This is a genomic window from Candidatus Amarobacter glycogenicus (assembly GCF_016704105.1).
Classification (GTDB): Bacteria; Chloroflexota; Dehalococcoidia; order Tepidiformales; family Tepidiformaceae; genus Amarobacter; species Amarobacter glycogenicus.
Genome location: NZ_JADJAT010000002.1, coordinates 1 through 17,120, shown reverse-complemented (window position 1 = coordinate 17,120; position 17,120 = coordinate 1). Strand labels below are relative to the sequence as shown.

The following is a 17,120-nucleotide window of genomic DNA, read 5'->3' as shown; positions in this document are numbered from 1 at the left end:
GTATCCCGGCGCGGCCGCGAGAAATGCACGGCGGAAGGTCAGGCTTTGACCTTCGAGAGGTCCTCCAGCCCGCGCGGGACGCGAGGCACCACGATCTTCTGGACTTCCTTGATGACGTGCTGGGCGCGTTCGCGCTGTTCGGGCGTGCCGGACGGGAGGGCGAGGCCCAACTTGGCGGCATACTCCCGCTTGTTCGCCACGAATTCCGGCAGCTTGTCATACGTCGATGTCTGGGCGAAGGTCCGGAGCACGGACTCCGGGATGACCTTCTGCATCTCGGCCCACTTGCCTTGCAGCGACATCTCGTGGAGTTGCATGCCGAGCGACTTAAGCTCGTGGACTTCGAAGACTTCGTGGTAGCTCCGCGTCGAACCGTAGAACGAAATCGGCTGGCGCAACCGGTCGAGGCCCTGTTCGATCTCGGACTCGGTCTCACCGAAGACGGTGAAACCGCCACCCGTGATCTCGACATCAGCCCAGGTGCGCCCGCCGCGCTTCAGGCCGATGGCAACGTTCGGGAGCACGACTTCGCGCATGTACTTGTCGGTCATGAAACCGTGGGGCATGACGACATCGGCAACTTCGCCGGCGACACGGGCCATTGCATCGCCAACGAGGGCGAGGCCGACCTTCGGGTCCGGGTAGTCGATCGGGCCGGGGTTGAAGTTCGGCGTCATGAGGGTGAAGTGATAGAACTTACCGACGTAGTCGGGCTTTTCGCCGGTCCGGAACGAGTTCCAGACGGCGTGGAGCATGCGGATGTACTCCTTCATGCGAGTGGCAGGGGCGCCCGGCCAGTCGACGGAGAAGCGGTTCTGGTTGTGGCCCTTGACCTGCGAACCAAGGCCGAGGGTGAAGCGGCCCTTGCTCATGTGCTGGATGTCCCAGGCCTCCATCGCGAGGACGGTTGGGCTGCGCGGGAAGGCGATGGTGACGCTCGTCTGGACCTCGAGCTTCTGGGTGTTCGCGGCCGCGAGGGTGGCGGCGAGCATCGAGTCGTGGGAAGTTTCGGGCGTCGAGGCGAAGTCGTAACCGAGTTCCTCGGCGCGGCGGGCCTGTTCGGGGACACCGGCGAGCCATCCGCCGCCGAATCCTGATCCAACCTTCATAAGTTCCTCCTGGGCCGTGCGTGGGGGCAAGGCGGGTTGTTCTGCGTGGCCGAGTCTACAGATGGCACACGACCTTTGCACCGCGCCGGAACTGGAAAGCCGCCGGGGAGCAGGGAGCACCTGCTGCCGCAACGTACACCCCACCTTTCCCTTTACGTCAGGGTTCCGGATTGGTACTGTTCCGCTACACGACTGTATAAAACGGGAGAACCCACTTGGACTTCAACGACAACGCCTCACAAGCCGAATGGCGCAAGGAAGTCGCGACATTCCTCGCGGCAGAGAAGCCGAAATCCGACCCCGATGCGACCCCCCAGGAAATGATGGAGCGGGGCCGGTCGATGATGAAGGAATGGCGAGGGAAGCTTTCGGCGAAGGGCTGGGTAGCCCCCGCCTGGCCGAAGGAATACGGCGGAGCCGGCCTCGGCGTGATGGAGCAGTTCATCATGAACGAAGAGTTCGCCGAAGCCCGCGCCATGAACGTCGGCGGGATGGGCACCTCGATGATCGGCCCCACGATCATCATTCACGGGAACGACGAACAGAAGGCGGAACACCTCGGCGCGATCCTTCGAGGCGAAGTGCAGTGGTGCCAGGGCTACAGCGAGCCTGGCTCTGGTTCGGACCTCGCCTCGCTGCAGACCCGTGCGGTCCGTGACGGCGACGATTTCGTCATCAACGGCCAGAAGATCTGGACCTCCGGCGCGCACAACGCCGACCGGATGTTCATGCTCGCGCGGACGGACCCGGATGCGCCGAAGCACCGCGGCATCACCTACTTCCTGATGGACATGAAGAGCCCGGGCGTCACGGTGCGACCGCTCATCAACCTGGCCGGCGGACACATGTTCAACGAAGTGTTCTTCGAAGACGTGCGTGTGCCCGCGCGCAACGTCCTCGGCGAAATCAACCGGGGCTGGTACATCGGAACCACGACGCTCGACTTCGAACGCTCCTCTATCGGCAACGCGGTGGGCCAGCGCCAGACCCTCGAGTACTACATGAAGTTCTGGAAGGAAAACCAGGGCACGGCCGCCACCGGCAGCGCCAGCACGAAGGCCAAGGATGAGTTCGCCGACCGCTGGATCGAGGCCGCGGTGGCGAAGATGCTCAGCTACGTCGTCATCACCATCCAGAGCAACGGGCGCGTGCCGAACCATGAAGCGTCCATCGCCAAGCTGTTCAACACGGAATTGAGCCAGCGCATCGCCCGGACGGCCATGAAGATGACCGGGACGAACGGCCTGCTGCTCGGAGGCAAGGCCCCGATGCGGGGTCGGGCGCCGCAGAGCTACATGCAGACTCTCTCGAGCACGATCGCCGGCGGAACGAGCGAAGTTCAGCGCAACATCGTCGCGACGCGCGGGCTTGGTCTGCCGCGGGCCTGAACCGCGCAGTCATCTCGTTTCTCTCAGCACAGGCCCGGCGCGATTACGCCGGGCCTGTCTGTCTCCTGGAGACCAGCACCAACGAAGAAGGCCCGCATTACTGCGAGCCTTTTCGTCTGGCGGTGTGTCGGCGTTAGCCCTGAACTGCCGGAATGAACTGTTTGAAAGTGGACGGCATCATCTTCGAGAGTTCGTCCGTGGTCCACATCTTGTTGCCCTGGAGCACCACCTGGGGCGCGATGTTGCTATAGAGGGTGATGTTGTAGCCGCGGATGCCGAAGCAGCGGCCGCTGATCCAGTTCCCCTCATCGCTGGCCAGGTAGACGAGCGGCGGGGCGATATTTGCCGGGTCCCGTTCGGTGCCCTTGGCCTCGTCAGCGACGACGCGCGTCGCACCACCCTGGGCGCGTTCGGTGGGCACGGTGTCGGTCATACGGGTGGCCGCACCGGGCCCGATGGAGTTCGCCGTGACGCCGTAACGGCCGAGGGCACGCGCGCAGCTGAGGGTGAGGCCCCAGATGCCCATCTTGGCCGCGGCGTAGTTAGGCTGGCCGGGTGCGCCGAAGAGGCCTGATCCCGAGGTGAAATTGATGATGCGTCCACCGTTGCGAGCCTGGCGCCAGTGAATCGAAGCGAAGCGGCTGGTGGCGAAGGTGCCCTTCAGATGGACGCGAACCACCGCATCCCACTCCTCTTCGGTCATGTTGAAGATCATGCGGTCGCGGAGGATACCGGCCACGTTCACGAGGATGTCGAGCTTGCCGAACTCGTTGAGGGCCGTCCGGACGAGATCCTCGGCCTGGTCCATATCGGAGACATCAGCGTAGTTGGCGATGGCCTGGCCGCCGGCCGCCTTGATTTCCGCAACGGTCTGGGCGGCGGGAGAGTTATCGGCCCCTTCGCCGGAGACGGACACGCCGAGGTCGTTGACGACGACCTGGGCGCCTTCGCGGGCGTAGAGGAGCGCGACTTCGCGGCCGATGCCGCGGCCGGCGCCGGTGATGATCGCGGTCTTACCTTCGAGTTTTCCCGCCATGGGATCGGTACCTGCCTGGATGTGTGATAACGGCGAATCTTACGCGCACGTGAGGGATTGGGGAATCCCGCGGAGCGGTGCGAGACAATGGCTTTGGGCCACTCCAGGGTCGGCGTGTCCCAGATCTTTATGGCTTCCAGCTGACGATGCCGAGTGGCGTCGGGCGATCGGAAAGGTAGTAGCGGCCGTCGCGTTCGTAGGCGAGGGCGGGCAGGACTTCGTGCAGGCGCCGGGCGCCCGGGCCATCGGGTTCGATGAAAAGCTGCTGCCGGGAGAAGCCTTCGATCGCCTCGAGCGAGGGGTAGCCCATCGCGCCGCGTTCGCCGAGCCAGACGTTGAAAAGCTTTCCGCGCGCGAGCAGGAGAGCCAGGAACTCCGGAAGGGCAGGCAGCAAATCGCGGGGCTCGCCGTGGACGGCGGGCCAGAGTCCGGCGGCCGCCGTGGCGGGCGCCTCCGAGAGGAGGACGGCGACGCACATGCGGCGGGCGGAAGCCTCCATGGCATCAAGGAAGGGTCCGATTTCGGCAATGTCGTAGCTAACGTGAGCGATGAAGGCGACGTCGGCGACCGGTGGATCTTCGGTTGGCCAGCGTGCCTCGATAGCCGTGATGCCGCCGACCTCGAACTCGGTCATCGCTTCGCGGAGGCCGGCGAGCATCGCCTTCGACGGGTCGAGCGCGACAACGCTGGCGCCGGCGAGCGCCAGCGGGAGGGCATACCGCCCGGCGCCAGCGCCGATATCCAGCCACGTCTCGCCCGGCTGGACCATCGCGCGGAGGACATCCAGGGCGGGTTCGTTGGTGCGCCGTGGGTCGACTTTGAAGCTACCCGCGACGGGAGCGTAGAAGTCGGGCCGTTCGGGGCGTTCGCGGACGCGCTCCGCCTGTTCGTTGTTCGCGCGGACGCGTCGCGTCCACTCGGTGAGGAGTGCTGCAGGTTCGATACCAAGGGGTCCAGTCATGCAAGGAGTCTGCATCGGTGGCTGCAGTGGCAGCAAGGGCAGACGCTTGGTACGATATTGTCGACCCAGTTAGTCAACAATCGGAGGGCAGGAATGGCAACCAAAGATCCGCGAGAACCATTTACCAGGATTACCGTGGCCGAGGCCAAGGAGAAGCTGGACAAAGGCGAAGCGGTCATGGTCGACGTTCGCGAGCCCAACGAATACGTCGAAGTACACGCCACAGGCGTCCGGCTCATACCGGTGAACAGCGTCATCGGCGAGGCGAAGCAGATCCGCGATTTCGCCGGGGGAAAAGAAGTCCTCTTCATCTGCAAGTCCGGAGCGCGAAGCGCGCTCGCCGCCGAGTTCGCGATTGCCGCCGGAGTGGACGAGCTCCCGCTCTCCAACGTGGAGGGCGGCACACAGGCATGGGTGGCCGCCGGTTACCCGACCGGCGATTAACCGGCGGGAACCGCCTTCCCGGATTCCTTGACTCAGAACGCTGTGAATCCTAGTATCCCGCCGACTGCGTACCGGTGTAAGGGACTTACCGACCGGTAAGCATGGAGGAGGACTCAGGAATGACCCACAGTGGAAAGATGTCCCGCTGGACCTGGCTGATGGCGATGGTTGCCCTTCTGGCGATCTTTGCCGTGGCCTGCAGCGGCGACGATGACGACGACAGCAGCTCCGCCGGGTTTACGGACGCGGGCTACAAGACGGCCGGCCTGGATAAGGCCCGGGTCGTGACTATCGATGGCGACATCCCTATCGGCATCTCCAGCGCCCTCACCGGTGAAGTTGCCGGCCTGGGTATCCCGATCGCCGACTCAGCGGAGGTCGGCGGCGAAGGCATCACGATCAAGGGGAAGAAAATCAAATGGGTCCGCGAGGATGACCTTTGCAGCCCCGAGGGTGGCCCCGCGGCCGCCGACCGGCTCGTCAAGGCAAAGGTGGTTGCGGCAATTGGCCCGATCTGCTCCGGCGGAACACGCGCGAGCCTCAAAATCTTCGATGACGCAGGCATCACGCATATCTCTCCCTCGGCGACGGCAGGCGACCTGACCACACCGACTCGGCCGGAAGGCCCATACGTCACCTTCTTCCGCGTGCCGGTCCTGAACGCCGACGAGGCGAAGGCGCAGGCGCAGTTCGCGTACGACACACTGAAGGCGAAGAAAGCCTTCGTCGTGTTCGATACCGATGACTATGGCAAGGACCTCGCAGCCGAGTTCCAGAAGTCGTTCAAGGCCGAAGGCGGCGAGATCGTCGGCACGCCGGCCGGATACGAGAAGAAGACGACCGACTTCAAGTCGATCATCGCCAACATCAAGGCCGCGAAGCCGGACGTCATCTACCAGGCCGGCTTCTACGCGGAGGCGACTCCGTTCCTGCAGCAGCTCCGGGCGGACGCCGACCTCAAGTCAATTCCGTACATCGGCGGCGACGGCATCAAGAACGACGAACTGCTGAGCGGCGCCAAAGACGCCGCCGAAGGCGCCTATCTCGCGCTTCCGGGCACGACGGGTTCGCAGTTCGACACTTACAAGCAGAAGTACGCGGCGAAGTTCAAGGGCAACGCCGACAGCGCAACCTTCGGCGCCGAGGCCTACGACGCGGCCACCGCGATCCTCAAGGCTCTCGACAAGGTCGCCGTCGAAAAGGGTGGCAAGCTCGAAATCGACCTGAAGAAGCTCAACGAAGAAATCAAGAAGAGCAGCTTCGAGGGCGCTTCCGGGAAGGTCGAGTTCCAGGACAACGGCAACCGCGCGGGCGCCGTGGTCCGATTGTTCAAAGTGGTGGGCGGCAAGTACGTGCAACTCGAAGCGGGCAAGAAGTAAGCTTCCTGCTGCGCTGAATCGCTAATAGACGGGAGAGGCGGCACTTTGAGCCACCTCTCCCGTTTCCATATAAGGACCACGGAGACCGGAGATGACGGTCATCTTCTTGACCTCGGCCGAATTCTGGGCCGACCAGCTGGTCAACGGGCTGACGACAGGCAGCATTTACGCGCTGATCGCGCTCGGCTACACGATGGTCTACGGCGTGCTTCAACTGATTAACTTCGCCCACGGCGAGGTCTTCATGATCGGGTCGTTCGCCGGTTACGGCGTCCTCGTCGCGATGGGCGGAGATGACACGTCCGGCGCGATGATCGCGCTGGCCCTGGTACTGGCCATGATCGCGGCGAGTGCCGCCTCGATGGGGACGGCGTTGGCCATCGAGCGCATCGCGTATCGGCCACTGCGCAACGCGCCCCGCCTGGCGCCGCTGATCAGCGCAATCGGCGTGAGCGTGTTCCTGAGCCACCTTGTCGATGACGGTTTCCTGACGGGGCGATCGAAGTACTACCCGAGCATCTTCCCGGATGGCGCCCTGGAACTGGGGCCGTTGACGATTTCGGCCCTGCAAATCTTCCTGATGGGTTCCTCCCTGGCGATGATGGGCGGGCTCTGGTGGGTCATCCAACGGACGAAGCTCGGCCGTGGGATCCGCGCCGTGGCAGAAAGCCGCGACAACGCTTCGCTCATGGGGATCGACGTGAACCGGGCGATTGTGGTCACGTTCGCGCTGGGCGCGATCATGGCCGGCGTGGCCGGTGTCCTCTACGGGCTCTTTTACAGTGCCATCCGCGGAAGTATGGGGTTCATCCCGGGCGTAAAAGCATTTACGGCCGCGGTCCTCGGCGGGATTGGGAGCGTCCAGGGCGCCGTCATCGGCGGGTACTTCCTCGGGCTAACCGAGACCGTCGGCCGGGAGCTTCTGAACGAGATCCCGGGAGTTAGTCTCCCGAACCAGTGGAAGGACGTCGTCGCGTTTAGCCTCCTCGTCCTTGTCCTCATCTTCCGGCCGAACGGCATCTTCGGACAGAAGGAGACGAAGCGTGCTTGAGTCTGTCCGCCCCGGAGTCCCGCGCCTGCCGGAGTGGGCGCACGCATTGATCTTTCTCATCGTTGGGCTGCTGGGGTGGTACTTCCTGGACGACACCTGGGTGCGGATGCTCTTCCTGGTCACGCTCTACGCGACGCTCGGGATGGGCCTGAACGTGGTAGTCGGGCTTGCCGGTCTGCTAGACCTCGGGTTCGTCGCGTTCTTCGCCACCGGGGCCTACGTTGTCGCCATCTGGGGTGCGCCGATCTCGCCATCGGTCGACGGAGTGGTGAACTACTGGGTGCTGCTGCCGATGGCGGTATTCGCGGGGGCCGGGATCGGGATGCTCCTGGGACTGCCGGTGTTGCCACTGAGGGGAGACTACCTTGCCATCGTGACGCTGGGCTTCGGCGAAATCATCCGCATCCTCGCGCTCAACATGGACGATTACACGCGGGGATCTTCGGGGATCTTCGCGCTGGCGAAACCGGACTACGGCGCGGAAACCGTCGACAGCGTCCGCGAGTTCTTCATCATGATCTTGATCGCGGCGATGGCTGTCTGGTTCGTCACGGCCAGGCTGCGTGACTCGAAGGTGGGGCGCGCGTGGGAAGCCATCCGCGAGGACGAAGACGTCGCCCAGGGGATGGGCATCAACACGGTCCGGTACAAGCTCATGGCATTCGCAATCGGCGCCTCGATCGGGGCGCTGGGCGGCGCGATCTACGCTCCATTCGTGGACTTCGTCGCACCGGCCCAATTCAGCCTGATCGTCAGCATCAACGTGCTCGCACTGGTCATCATCGGCGGCATGGGGAACACCACCGGCGTGATCGCGGGCTCGGCGATGCTGATCGGTGTCCCGGAGCTCCTGCAGTTCCAGGAGACCGCCGACGTGCTCGCGAAGTTCGAGTGGCTGCGCGACGGCCTGAACGTTTTCATCGACGGATTCAACGCCGTCTCGTTTGCTGACCTCGGCAAGCTCCCTCCTTCGGAGGAGTGGGGTGACAAGCTCGCGCTGTACCGCTTCATCGTCTTCGGGGCACTTTTGGTAATGGTGATGGTCCTACGCCCATCGGGCCTCTTCCCCAGCCGCCGCCGAGAACTCGAATTCACCGCCGAAGAACCGGCGCCCGCAGGATCGGCCTGATGGCTGCAGGAGACCTCGAAGTACGGGGATTGGGCATGCAGTTCGAGGGGCTGAGCGCGCTTTCCGATGTTTCGCTGCGAGTGCCGGCCGGCGAGATCCACGGGCTGATCGGCCCAAACGGGGCAGGGAAGACCACACTCTTCAACTGCCTCACCGGTTTTTACCGGCCAACCGCTGGCGGGGTCTGGCTTTCGAGCGACCGGATTGACGGCTTCGCGCCGCACGAGATCTCGGCCGCCGGGATCTCGCGCACGTTCCAGAACATCCGGCTCTTCTCCAACATGACAACGATCGAGAACGTGCTGGTCGCCAGCCACCGGCGGATCGGCGGGGTGACGGGATACCACACCCTGAGCCGGCGCGAACGGTACGTTCTGATCGAGAAGATGCGCATTCCGGTCCGCGTGCCGATGGCGATCGCCGCCGGACTGGCGGAGATCGCGGGCGCGATCGTGCGGCCCCCGGCCGCACGGCGTCACGAGCGCGACGCGGTCGAACGAGGCCAGCAGCTGTTGAAGAGCGCAGGGCTCGGTGGACGGGAAAATGTCATCGCCCGCAATCTCCCGTACGGCGACCAGCGCCGGCTCGAGATCGCGCGGGCGCTTGCGACCGGCCCGAGACTCCTGCTCCTGGACGAGCCGACCGCAGGAATGAACCCCCAGGAAAGCTCCGCGATGGTGGCGCTCATCCGCCGCATTCGCGATGAGTTCGATACCACGATCGTGCTCATCGAGCACCAGATGCGTGTGGTCATGGGTGTCTGCGAACAGATAACGGTGCTGGACTACGGCCGGAAAATTTCCGAAGGGACGCCGGCCCAGGTCCAAAAGGACGCCAGGGTCGTCGAAGCGTACCTGGGGACGAGAGCGCTCAAAGAGGGTGGCCATGCCACTCCTTGAGGTCTCGGGGCTCGCAGCGGGCTACGGCGCAATCGCAGCCATCAAGGGCATTTCTCTCGTGGTCGAAGACGGGGAGATCGTCACGCTGATCGGGTCAAACGGGGCAGGCAAGTCGACCACGCTCCGTGCGGTCTCAGGCATCATCCGGCCGCGCGCGGGCCAGGTGACCTTTCGGGGCAAGTCCATCGACCGCCTGCCGCCGCACAAGATCGTCCAGCTCGGGATGTCGCACGTGCCGGAGGGCCGGGGCATCTTCCATCGGATGACCGTCCACGAGAATCTGTTGCTGGGCGCCTACCAGCGTAACGATGACCTCTCCGGCGACCTGGACCGCGTCTACGGGCTCTTTCCGCGGCTGAAGGAGCGGCTCGGGCAGCCTGGCGGCACGCTTTCCGGCGGCGAACAGCAGATGCTGGCGATCGGCCGGGCACTGATGGCCAGGCCGACGCTGCTGCTCCTCGATGAGCCGTCGATGGGCCTCTCACCGCTGCTCGTCGAGACCATCTTCGCGACGATCGCACAGATCCGGCAGCAAGGGTCGACGGTCCTCCTGGTCGAACAGAACGCGCTGATGGCGCTTGAGATCGCGGACCGCGCCTATGTCCTCGAATCCGGGGTGATCACGCTCCAGGGAACTGGCGCCGAGCTGGCGAACAATGATGCGGTCCGCCGTTCGTACCTCGGTGAAGAGTGATTGGCCCGACGACCTCGTTCATCGAGACGGGGCCGCTCCGGTTTCGGACACTGACCTGGGGACAGGGGAGCGAGACCGTGCTTTTTCTTCATGGACTTTCCGGTGTCGCCGAGGTCTGGGGACCGACGGTAGATCACCTGCCCGCCACCCGACGTTATGTCGCACTCGACCAGCGCGGTCACGGCCAGTCTGCGGCGCCAGCGGCCGGCTACACCGCCTCAGACATGGTCTCCGATGCCGCCAGCGTCATCGAACAGCTCGGGGAACGCGTCCACCTCGCCGGGCATTCGATGGGGGCACGCATCGCGCTCGTGCTGGCTGCGCGACTCCCACACCTCCTCAGAAGCGTGGCAATCATCGACATCGGGCCCGAAGCCTCGAAGGCGAACATCGAAAACACCGTGCGCGGGATCGGCACGCGACCCGAACGTTTCGAGAGCCGGGACGCCGCGCTTGAGTTCGCCTTCCGAAAGCGCCAGTCCACGCCGGCGGACGAAGTGGTGTTCCTCGCACGCCTCTCCCCCCACTCCGATGGTTCATTCACCTGGAGAGCTTCCCGCGAAGCGCTGGCCGCCTGCGTGACCGAACAGCGTTCACGCAGCTACTGGCGGGAGTGGCGGCACATCCAGGGGCCAGCGTTGTACGTGCATGGTGGCACTTCGAACGAGGTGCCCTTCAGAATCGCGGAGAAGATGCGGAGGGAGAACCCCGCCGTGCGCTTCGAGCGGTTCGAAGGTGTCGGTCACAACATCCCGCTGCTGGCACCGAAGCTACTGGCGGAAAGCCTGCTGCGGCACTGGGCAACGCCAGAGCAGTCTGCGCAGAAGTGACTGGATGAGCCGAAGCTTCCTCACCCTCGCCATCATCGCCATCGTGCTGGCCGCGAACGGGATCACCCTCGTGACCGCCGAGACGGCGCCTCCCGCCGACCTCAAGTACCGGGTGGTTGCCCCGGGCATCAGCCGGGCCGAGCCGGCGCCCACCCCATCTCCCACGCCGAAACCGGTGCCTTACGCCGGCCCCGTCGCCTGGCTCTACCTGGCGAGTGCGGGAGTCTCCGCCCAATGGCCGGTCGAATCGCGAGACACGACCTTCGTGAGCGGCCGTGAAACCTTCCAGGACCCGTCGAGCCCGGAGCGAATCGCGTGGTACACCCGCTTCGGCCAGCCGGGGTATCCCGCCAACAACAGCATCTTCGCGGCGCACATCAACTACGTAGGATTTGGAGCGGGACCTTTCGCTAACCTGGCGGAGGCAGTTCCAGGTGACGCGCTCTACGTGTCGATGGTCAACGGCGACAATTACACGTACACCGTGATCTCGGTGGAGACCGTGCCACTCGCGGCCCTGGAGAACGGAGCGATGGATGCCTATGTGTTCCCGGCGCTGGGCCTCCACGATGAGCAGGTGACGCTGATCAGTTGCGGCGGAGACTTTGTTGAGCGCCCAGGAGGCGGCGGCGATTACACGAGCAGGATCATCCTCGTTGCGCGACGTTACGTCGACTAAAGGCACCGGCGAACTTGCCCGAGAAAGCCTCAACAGATACGCTCATTCGGCTGGCCCCGTGGTGTAGCGGCCTAACATGCCACCCTGTCAAGGTGGAGATCGGCAGTTCGAATCTGCTCGGGGTCGCCAGTCTCGTTCACTACGATAACCCGCCCAAACGAGGCGGGTTTCGTGCTTCCCGGGCGGTCAATTCGGCGGCCCGTTGGACGGCTTCAGCGGCCAGTAACCCTTGAAAGTCAAGAAGCAGCCGAGCGCACAGAGGACGCCCACGCCCAGGTAGGCCGCGACGTTTTCGCCAGCCTGGTCCGCTTCGGGGAAGAACAATCGCCAGAGTCCGAGGACTCCGATACCCCACCCCGTCAGCGTCACGAGCAGCGTCCAGTTCGGCTTCCAGATGTTGTGAGTCCTGATTATCGCCAGGCCTGCCGCGAAAAGGAGGCCTCCGTTCAGGTAGGTCACCGGAGCGAGGTTCTCTTCCCAAATGTCGAAGTTCACCATCTCGGAGAGGGTCACGACGACTCTGATCGGCCCCAAGAGCCCGGCAATCTGTCTTGAATCTGTCATCTGTGGGTCTCGCTGCCGATGTTACGCCCCAGCTCGAGCCTGCGTCCCGCCTTGAACGCCTTCGGCGAAGCCGCGAAACGGCTCGCGCCCGGACAGTCCTGTGCGAGCGACCTCCCTGGGCGACCGAGTATCCCGGGGGCGAACCAGCGCCGGTCAGCGGTGGGATTTGACGGGCCGCCCAGCGGCGTGCGTTGCTACCCTGAATGACAACTGATTCCCCGTTGGTGGGCATCGTGGGCGCTGGGCGACTTGGCGGCGCACTCGCGGTGGGACTTTCGCGGGCGGGCTACCGGATCGGAGCAATCGGGAGCACCCGAATCTCCTCGGCAAGTGCGGTCGCGGAGGCGATTGGCGGTGTCGCCGAGGCCACGGCTGACGTAACGCGCGTCGCTGCCGTCTGCGACCTCGTCTTCTTCACTGTACCTGACTCCGCGGTCGAAAGCTCCTGCGATACGGTCCGATGGACCCCGCGCCACATGGTCGTCCATTGCAGCGGCGCACTCACGCTGGATGCTCTGAAGAGCGCCGCGTCCGTGGCGGCCGTGGGTTGCCTTCATCCACTCCAGACATTTCCCTCCCGGCTTCCGGAGCCCGACCGGTTCCATGGGATCTTCTGCGGGGTCGAAGGAACTACCGGACTGGGTGAGACCCTGGAACGCATGGCCGCCGCGCTTGGAGCGAGCGTGGTGAGGTTGGAAGGAAGCAACCGTGCCCTCTACCACGCGGCAGCCGTGATGATGAGCAACAATGCGGTGGCGCTTGCCGCGGCGGCGAGCCGCCTCTGGGCACTCGCCGGGTTGCCGCCAGACCTGGGCCGGCCCGCGCTTTCCCCTCTGCTGCAGGCGGCCGCAGCCAACATCGGGAAACTCGAACTCGTCGATGCGCTCACCGGGCCGATCGCGCGGGGAGACCTGGCAACCGTAACGGCCCACCTCAGAGCGCTACAGGGGGAGCCGGAACTACTGGTCCTCTACCGCTTACTCGCGGGAGAACTCCTCCGGCTGTCCTTGCCGCACTCCGAAGGGACGGCGAGGTTGCTTCGAGAAGTCCTGGGCAGCTAGCTCAGCGGGTCACACAGCGGGTTCGGCGGGCAGACCGTCCGCGGCATCCGCTCGCCTCGTGGAAAGCATCCCCACGGAGAGCGCGGCGAGGCCGGCGACGACCAATCCGGACTGGTATGTGCTGTGCAGGCCGATCCCACCGGTGATGAGCAGCGCCAGGCCGGCGGCTTCGAGACCGCGACCGGCCCTGACCAGGCGGACAAGGGCGAACGCGAGCGCCCCGGCGGCAACCGCATAAGCGAAGCCTGGAAGGATCCCAGACAGCCCGACGTTCCAGAGCAAAAGGAACCGAGAAGTCGACCCGTTTCCAAGAAAGAAGGCCAGGGCGAGAAGGGCGACCGCCGCTCCGGCCCAGCGCGCTGCACGATCCTTGCCGCGGCTCGCCAAGAGTGGAGTGGACAGGGCGAAGGCGATGCCGAAAATCTCCGCACCATCGAGCACACGGGCCGGCAACTCGAACGTGATGTCCACTTCCGCGAAGTCCGGAGCCGCGGTGAAGGCTCCACTGAGCGCGAAGGCAATGCCAAAACTCGCAATGGGAATTGATGCCAGGCGTCGCGGAGAGCTCGAAGCGAGAGCCGTGGCGAGTGTCACAACAGCGATCAACGTCGCCCAATCGAGCAGCAGGCGGTCGACAAGGCCCGTTGCGGCTCCTGTTGCCACGACGGCGAAGAGGAGGATTGCGAACGTTGCGGCAATCCCCTGGCGGCCAAAGCGGAGCGCGAGCATCGCGAGAGCCGGGACCATCAGGGCGATCGCAACGAAGTACGCGTAGCGACCACCACGGCTCACGACCGCGTACGGTTCCTGGAGGCTGTTCAAGGCCGGGATATGGATCGCCGTGCGCGTGAACGTCCGGAGGATGGCCAGTTCGATGGCCGATGCTACCGCCAACCCGCCAACGAGGAGAGACAGATCAGGACCATGAACTCTCGTTCGAGGAGCGGCGCATCGTGACGGCCATGTTTAGCGGCCCTTCTCCCGGTAGCCATAGACGGCGAGTCCAGCACCAAGCCCGGCGACTACGAGCAGCAGTGCGCCAGCGATGAGCATGATGGAAGGTTGCTGCCGCCGTCTTCGAAGGCGTCCGCCGCACCGATATTCATCGTGACGAGCTGCGAGACGGCTTTTCGGCCGTTCCGCTCGTCCTTGTCGCCATCCCAAACGGCGAATGCCATGTCGACAGTCGTGCTGGCAGCGAATGAGGCGTGGCCGGGGTTGATGCTTGCGAAGTCCCGTGCAAAGACTACGCTCCACCCATCCGCCGTGTGCTTGCCCATGCCCTGGACATCCTGATTCGCGAGCGTGGTGAGTTCACCGAAAGCGCGGGAATAGAGGGACTGCACGGCTCCGAGGTCGGGGTTCGCGAAGGGATTCCCTGCTTCTCTCGCCGTGTAGAAGAGCGAGTCGGTGTAGGGGTATCCGTCGATCTGCGCGGAAGTGTAGACCTGATTGGGATCCTTGAGGCCCGCGTTCGAATCGGCGCGCCAGTGCCAGATGTTGACGGCAGCATCGGCCTGCCCCATGCAAATGGCAGGGACGGCAGTCTCGCCGCTGGCCGGGAACTCGAGGGCGACGGCGTCCGAGAAGTCTTGCGCTCTCAGGGTCGCTTCGTCCTTCGTGGAATCACTCCAGCTCGCGGACGTAAAGCCGGCCTTCATGGGGTGGACAGCCTGGGCCTTGACCGCGGTGACGCTGCCGCCAGCGATGTATTGCCCGGCCTGGGCCGTCAGCGGATGCTGACGCTGCCTATTTTCACCAGACCCCGGCATCGGGGTCCATGCCGGCTTTGAGACCTCATACGCGTTGATGTACTGAGACTGGGAGACCGCTGGGTTCGTGTTGGTGAGCTGCAAGAGGCCACCGACAGCCAACGCGGCCACCAGTACCACCACTGCCCTTCGATGATTTGCCAAGCGATGCAACATCTTCATCACCTCACTGCGAGCTCTTCCATGGGCACGAAACTGGCGTCGCCAGCGAATTCGGGATATAGCTAATCGGCTGTGGCCAATGCCGGGATGTGTCACCAGGGAGACTTCGACGGGCGTTACTCCCGCAGACGAGCATTCTTGCAGGACCCAATATGAGAGGGTTTCTCCCGCCAGCTGGTAGAAGTGGCCGGCCGGCGCCTGGGAGGCGACCCTTCGGCCGAAGGCAGCGCCCCATCGACCGAGGTGCTCTTCGAGAAAGAGCCGCTGGGCCTTCCGCGTTTGCCCGGCGCGGGGAGCACCGAGATGTTCCTCGGCGTAGGCTTCCTTGCGGCAGAGGTACGCCCTCAATTCGAGTTGGACCGGGAGCTCGTCGGGGCGGGACCCGCCATCCGTCGAGTCCACGCCGAAGGCGCGATAGAACCCGGCGATGTCGGCCATGCGCTGGGTTTGCTGCTGAGCGTCGCCCCCGAAGTAGGCGCTCTCAAAGGCGGGGGCGTCCGGCGACGAACTGAAGGTGGTGAGCGAGATGTAAACGGTCTCGAGGTAGTCGCGCTCGCTTCCTTCGCGACTGCTGCCATGCGAAGCGCGGGCACGCTTGCATCCCCGCCAGGACTTCCGCTGCCGATTCATGGAAGCGCCGCGATGCGCTCATCGTTCGGATAGGCAAAGGCGTGCGCGAGAATTCTGAGGAAGGCCGCCCTGGGTGAGGGCGGATTCGATGCGTTGGTCCGTTGTCGGCCTGGCCATCGGTATCCCTCCTAAATCGTATCCATCGCGAAGCGGTCGGGACGCTCGATGAGCGGCTCGTCCACTGTCACACGGACAACTTCCTTGCCGTTGCTGCTGTAGCCGATGATCGTGTCGTTGTAGATTTCTCGTTTCTGGCCGGCGATGGTCAGTTCCGCCGTCTTCGGGCCCTGTTCGATCTTGTAGGAGAAGATGATCTCTGGGTCGCCCGGAACGTTGCAGCACGGCGAGGGTCTCGCGGCTGGGGTTCGTGTAGGCATCGATAGCGGCCTGACGCCCGGGCCAGAACATCTGCTCGAGGTGGGCTCGCGGCACCCAGCGCGGCGGGAATGTAGTACACGTTCGGCCGCGTGCCGAACTGCGGGTACAGCGGCAGCGCAATCTTGGCGACGAATCAGGTAGTGGAGCGGTTCTGCCGGGTCTTCCACCCACTGCCCGTCGGCGCCGACGTTCACGACACCCTGAAGCCGGATCTTGCCGATGCAGGCCGTCATGCAACGCGCTTCCATCGGGAGTCCATCGGTCAGGGTCTCAGTGCCTTCGACGCGCGGGTAACAGCCGATGCACTTTTTCGGGGTCCGCGTGCTCGGCCGGCATGGACTTGTTAGCGGGGAGGCCTCCACGCATTTGCGGCAGCCGCGGCAACGCTGCTGGTCGATGGGGACGATGCCGTCTTCCTCGCGCTTGTAGGCGGCGTTGCGCGGCACGCAGCGACGCAAGCGGGTAGGTGCAGTGGTTGCAGATGCGCTGGAAGGTAGAAGAACCAGCCGGAGTGCTCAGGAAGGTGACGCCTTCCTTGGAATACCGTGGCGGTAAGTTCGAAGATGTTCGGCGCTCCACTCGTCTTCCAGGATAACTGTAGTCATGTTGGTTCCATTATCGGCCGTTCTTTGAAGATGGTCTTCCTTCGAACGTCCCGTGGTTTCCTCGCATCCTTCCGGCTGGGATCCCAGACTTGCTTACCGGGATTCGCCTGTTCCTGGAGTGTCCATGATCTTGGCGTCCCAGTGTTGGGGGGTATCTGCCGTAATGGCTTGTCTCACGCAAAAGAAAACGATTGTGATCAGTTCCTCTCTTGCCTCATGAGAATCTGGTTCCAGGGTGGGACTTCTGTACGCCATCAGGTTTCTTGATGAGAGTGATACAGCGGTTTTGATGTTGAAGACGGCGGCGAACTGGCGCTTTTTGGCGCACCGGTTTGGAAGCGGTACGACA

Annotated in this window: 18 protein-coding genes, 1 tRNA gene and 1 pseudogene; 11 read left to right on the top strand and 9 right to left on the bottom strand. The window is 64.2% G+C overall.

Going from position 1 to position 17,120, the window contains the following annotated elements:
- Window positions 1-38: 38 nt before the first annotated feature.
- The gene (locus IPG14_RS04850) at window positions 39-1,109 is read right to left on the bottom strand and encodes a TIGR03617 family F420-dependent LLM class oxidoreductase (RefSeq protein WP_343391061.1); all 1,071 of its coding nucleotides are present in this window, start codon (window positions 1,107-1,109) and stop codon (window positions 39-41) included.
- Between the two features lie 215 nt (window positions 1,110-1,324).
- Here IPG14_RS04850 and IPG14_RS04845 point away from each other — a divergent pair, with 215 nt between their 5' ends.
- Window positions 1,325-2,497 carry an acyl-CoA dehydrogenase family protein gene (locus tag IPG14_RS04845; protein WP_343391060.1) on the top strand — a complete coding sequence of 391 codons (1,173 nt, stop codon included), beginning with the start codon at window positions 1,325-1,327 and terminating at the stop codon, window positions 2,495-2,497.
- A 133-nt stretch (window positions 2,498-2,630) separates the two neighbouring features.
- Here the strand turns inward: IPG14_RS04845 and IPG14_RS04840 are convergent, their stop codons facing one another.
- Both IPG14_RS04840 and IPG14_RS04835 read right to left on the bottom strand, forming a co-directional pair.
- Window positions 2,631-3,533, bottom strand: coding sequence for an SDR family NAD(P)-dependent oxidoreductase (locus tag IPG14_RS04840; protein WP_343384500.1), 903 nt, complete (start codon window positions 3,531-3,533; stop codon window positions 2,631-2,633).
- A gap of 127 nt (window positions 3,534-3,660) precedes the next feature.
- Window positions 3,661-4,494, bottom strand: coding sequence for a methyltransferase domain-containing protein (locus tag IPG14_RS04835; protein ID WP_343391059.1), 834 nt, complete (start codon window positions 4,492-4,494; stop codon window positions 3,661-3,663).
- A 93-nt stretch (window positions 4,495-4,587) separates the two neighbouring features.
- Here IPG14_RS04835 and IPG14_RS04830 point away from each other — a divergent pair, with 93 nt between their 5' ends.
- From IPG14_RS04830 to IPG14_RS04790, 9 genes are all read left to right on the top strand, one after another.
- A complete protein-coding gene (locus IPG14_RS04830; RefSeq protein ID WP_343384502.1) occupies window positions 4,588-4,938 on the top strand; it encodes a rhodanese-like domain-containing protein in 351 nt (116 codons plus the stop codon).
- A gap of 119 nt (window positions 4,939-5,057) precedes the next feature.
- Complete coding sequence (locus tag IPG14_RS04825; RefSeq protein ID WP_343391058.1) at window positions 5,058-6,317, top strand: branched-chain amino acid ABC transporter substrate-binding protein; 1,260 nt, start codon at window positions 5,058-5,060, stop codon at window positions 6,315-6,317.
- A 91-nt stretch (window positions 6,318-6,408) separates the two neighbouring features.
- The gene (locus IPG14_RS04820) at window positions 6,409-7,368 is read left to right on the top strand and encodes a branched-chain amino acid ABC transporter permease (RefSeq protein ID WP_343384504.1); all 960 of its coding nucleotides are present in this window, start codon (window positions 6,409-6,411) and stop codon (window positions 7,366-7,368) included.
- Window positions 7,361-8,497, top strand: a complete 1,137-nt coding sequence (locus IPG14_RS04815) for a hypothetical protein (protein WP_343384505.1) — start codon at window positions 7,361-7,363, stop codon at window positions 8,495-8,497. Before IPG14_RS04820 ends, IPG14_RS04815 begins: the two co-directional genes overlap by 8 nt.
- Complete coding sequence (locus tag IPG14_RS04810) at window positions 8,497-9,396, top strand: ABC transporter ATP-binding protein (RefSeq protein WP_343391057.1); 900 nt, start codon at window positions 8,497-8,499, stop codon at window positions 9,394-9,396. Before IPG14_RS04815 ends, IPG14_RS04810 begins: the two co-directional genes overlap by 1 nt.
- Window positions 9,383-10,090 carry an ABC transporter ATP-binding protein gene (locus IPG14_RS04805; RefSeq protein WP_343384507.1) on the top strand — a complete coding sequence of 236 codons (708 nt, stop codon included), beginning with the start codon at window positions 9,383-9,385 and terminating at the stop codon, window positions 10,088-10,090. Before IPG14_RS04810 ends, IPG14_RS04805 begins: the two co-directional genes overlap by 14 nt.
- The gene (locus IPG14_RS04800; RefSeq protein WP_343391056.1) at window positions 10,087-10,920 is read left to right on the top strand and encodes an alpha/beta hydrolase; all 834 of its coding nucleotides are present in this window, start codon (window positions 10,087-10,089) and stop codon (window positions 10,918-10,920) included. The genes IPG14_RS04805 and IPG14_RS04800 overlap by 4 nt, the downstream gene beginning before the upstream one ends.
- 4 nt (window positions 10,921-10,924) lie before the next feature.
- On the top strand, window positions 10,925-11,599 hold the full coding sequence (locus IPG14_RS04795) for a class F sortase (RefSeq protein ID WP_343391055.1): 675 nt from the start codon (window positions 10,925-10,927) through the stop codon (window positions 11,597-11,599).
- A 52-nt stretch (window positions 11,600-11,651) separates the two neighbouring features.
- A tRNA-Asp gene (locus IPG14_RS04790) sits at window positions 11,652-11,728 on the top strand.
- A gap of 57 nt (window positions 11,729-11,785) precedes the next feature.
- Here the strand turns inward: IPG14_RS04790 and IPG14_RS04785 are convergent.
- The gene (locus IPG14_RS04785; protein WP_343391054.1) at window positions 11,786-12,163 is read right to left on the bottom strand and encodes a hypothetical protein; all 378 of its coding nucleotides are present in this window, start codon (window positions 12,161-12,163) and stop codon (window positions 11,786-11,788) included.
- 203 nt (window positions 12,164-12,366) lie between these two features.
- On the opposite strand from IPG14_RS04785, the gene IPG14_RS04780 reads away from it, so the two are divergent.
- Window positions 12,367-13,224, top strand: coding sequence for a DUF2520 domain-containing protein (locus IPG14_RS04780; protein ID WP_343391053.1), 858 nt, complete (start codon window positions 12,367-12,369; stop codon window positions 13,222-13,224).
- Between the two features lie 9 nt (window positions 13,225-13,233).
- On the opposite strand, the gene IPG14_RS04775 is transcribed toward IPG14_RS04780, so the two are convergent.
- The 5 genes and pseudogenes from IPG14_RS04775 to IPG14_RS04755 form a co-directional block, all read right to left on the bottom strand.
- Entirely contained in the window at window positions 13,234-14,118 is an 885-nt protein-coding gene (locus IPG14_RS04775; RefSeq protein WP_343391052.1) for a hypothetical protein, read from the bottom strand.
- Between the two features lie 128 nt (window positions 14,119-14,246).
- Window positions 14,247-15,788, bottom strand: a complete 1,542-nt coding sequence (locus tag IPG14_RS04770; protein WP_343391051.1) for an ethylbenzene dehydrogenase-related protein — start codon at window positions 15,786-15,788, stop codon at window positions 14,247-14,249.
- A 128-nt stretch (window positions 15,789-15,916) separates the two neighbouring features.
- On the bottom strand, window positions 15,917-16,165 hold the full coding sequence (locus tag IPG14_RS04765; protein ID WP_343391345.1) for a hypothetical protein: 249 nt from the start codon (window positions 16,163-16,165) through the stop codon (window positions 15,917-15,919).
- Between the two features lie 261 nt (window positions 16,166-16,426).
- Window positions 16,427-16,612, bottom strand: a pseudogene (locus IPG14_RS04760) (4Fe-4S dicluster domain-containing protein); the annotation flags it as partial.
- A gap of 252 nt (window positions 16,613-16,864) precedes the next feature.
- Window positions 16,865-17,120 (bottom strand): hypothetical protein (locus IPG14_RS04755; protein ID WP_343391050.1); only part of this gene is annotated, 256 nt, incomplete at its 5' end.

Excerpts from the sequence above, each read along its gene's own strand:
- IPG14_RS04840 (WP_343384500.1), bottom strand. The coding sequence starts at position 3,533 with ATGGCGGGAAAACTCGAAGGTAAGACCGCGATCATCACCGGCGCCGGC.
- IPG14_RS04835 (WP_343391059.1), bottom strand. The coding sequence starts at position 4,494 with ATGACTGGACCCCTTGGTATCGAACCTGCAGCACTCCTCACCGAGTGG.
- IPG14_RS04810 (WP_343391057.1), top strand. The coding sequence starts at position 8,497 with ATGGCTGCAGGAGACCTCGAAGTACGGGGATTGGGCATGCAGTTCGAG.
- IPG14_RS04820 (WP_343384504.1), top strand. The coding sequence starts at position 6,409 with ATGACGGTCATCTTCTTGACCTCGGCCGAATTCTGGGCCGACCAGCTG.
- IPG14_RS04850 (WP_343391061.1), bottom strand. The coding sequence starts at position 1,109 with ATGAAGGTTGGATCAGGATTCGGCGGCGGATGGCTCGCCGGTGTCCCC.
- IPG14_RS04780 (WP_343391053.1), top strand. The coding sequence starts at position 12,367 with ATGACAACTGATTCCCCGTTGGTGGGCATCGTGGGCGCTGGGCGACTT.
- IPG14_RS04805 (WP_343384507.1), top strand. The coding sequence starts at position 9,383 with ATGCCACTCCTTGAGGTCTCGGGGCTCGCAGCGGGCTACGGCGCAATC.
- IPG14_RS04765 (WP_343391345.1), bottom strand. The coding sequence starts at position 16,165 with ATGCCTACACGAACCCCAGCCGCGAGACCCTCGCCGTGCTGCAACGTT.
- IPG14_RS04770 (WP_343391051.1), bottom strand. The coding sequence starts at position 15,788 with ATGAATCGGCAGCGGAAGTCCTGGCGGGGATGCAAGCGTGCCCGCGCT.
- IPG14_RS04825 (WP_343391058.1), top strand. The coding sequence starts at position 5,058 with ATGACCCACAGTGGAAAGATGTCCCGCTGGACCTGGCTGATGGCGATG.
- IPG14_RS04795 (WP_343391055.1), top strand. The coding sequence starts at position 10,925 with ATGAGCCGAAGCTTCCTCACCCTCGCCATCATCGCCATCGTGCTGGCC.
- IPG14_RS04785 (WP_343391054.1), bottom strand. The coding sequence starts at position 12,163 with ATGACAGATTCAAGACAGATTGCCGGGCTCTTGGGGCCGATCAGAGTC.
- IPG14_RS04830 (WP_343384502.1), top strand. The coding sequence starts at position 4,588 with ATGGCAACCAAAGATCCGCGAGAACCATTTACCAGGATTACCGTGGCC.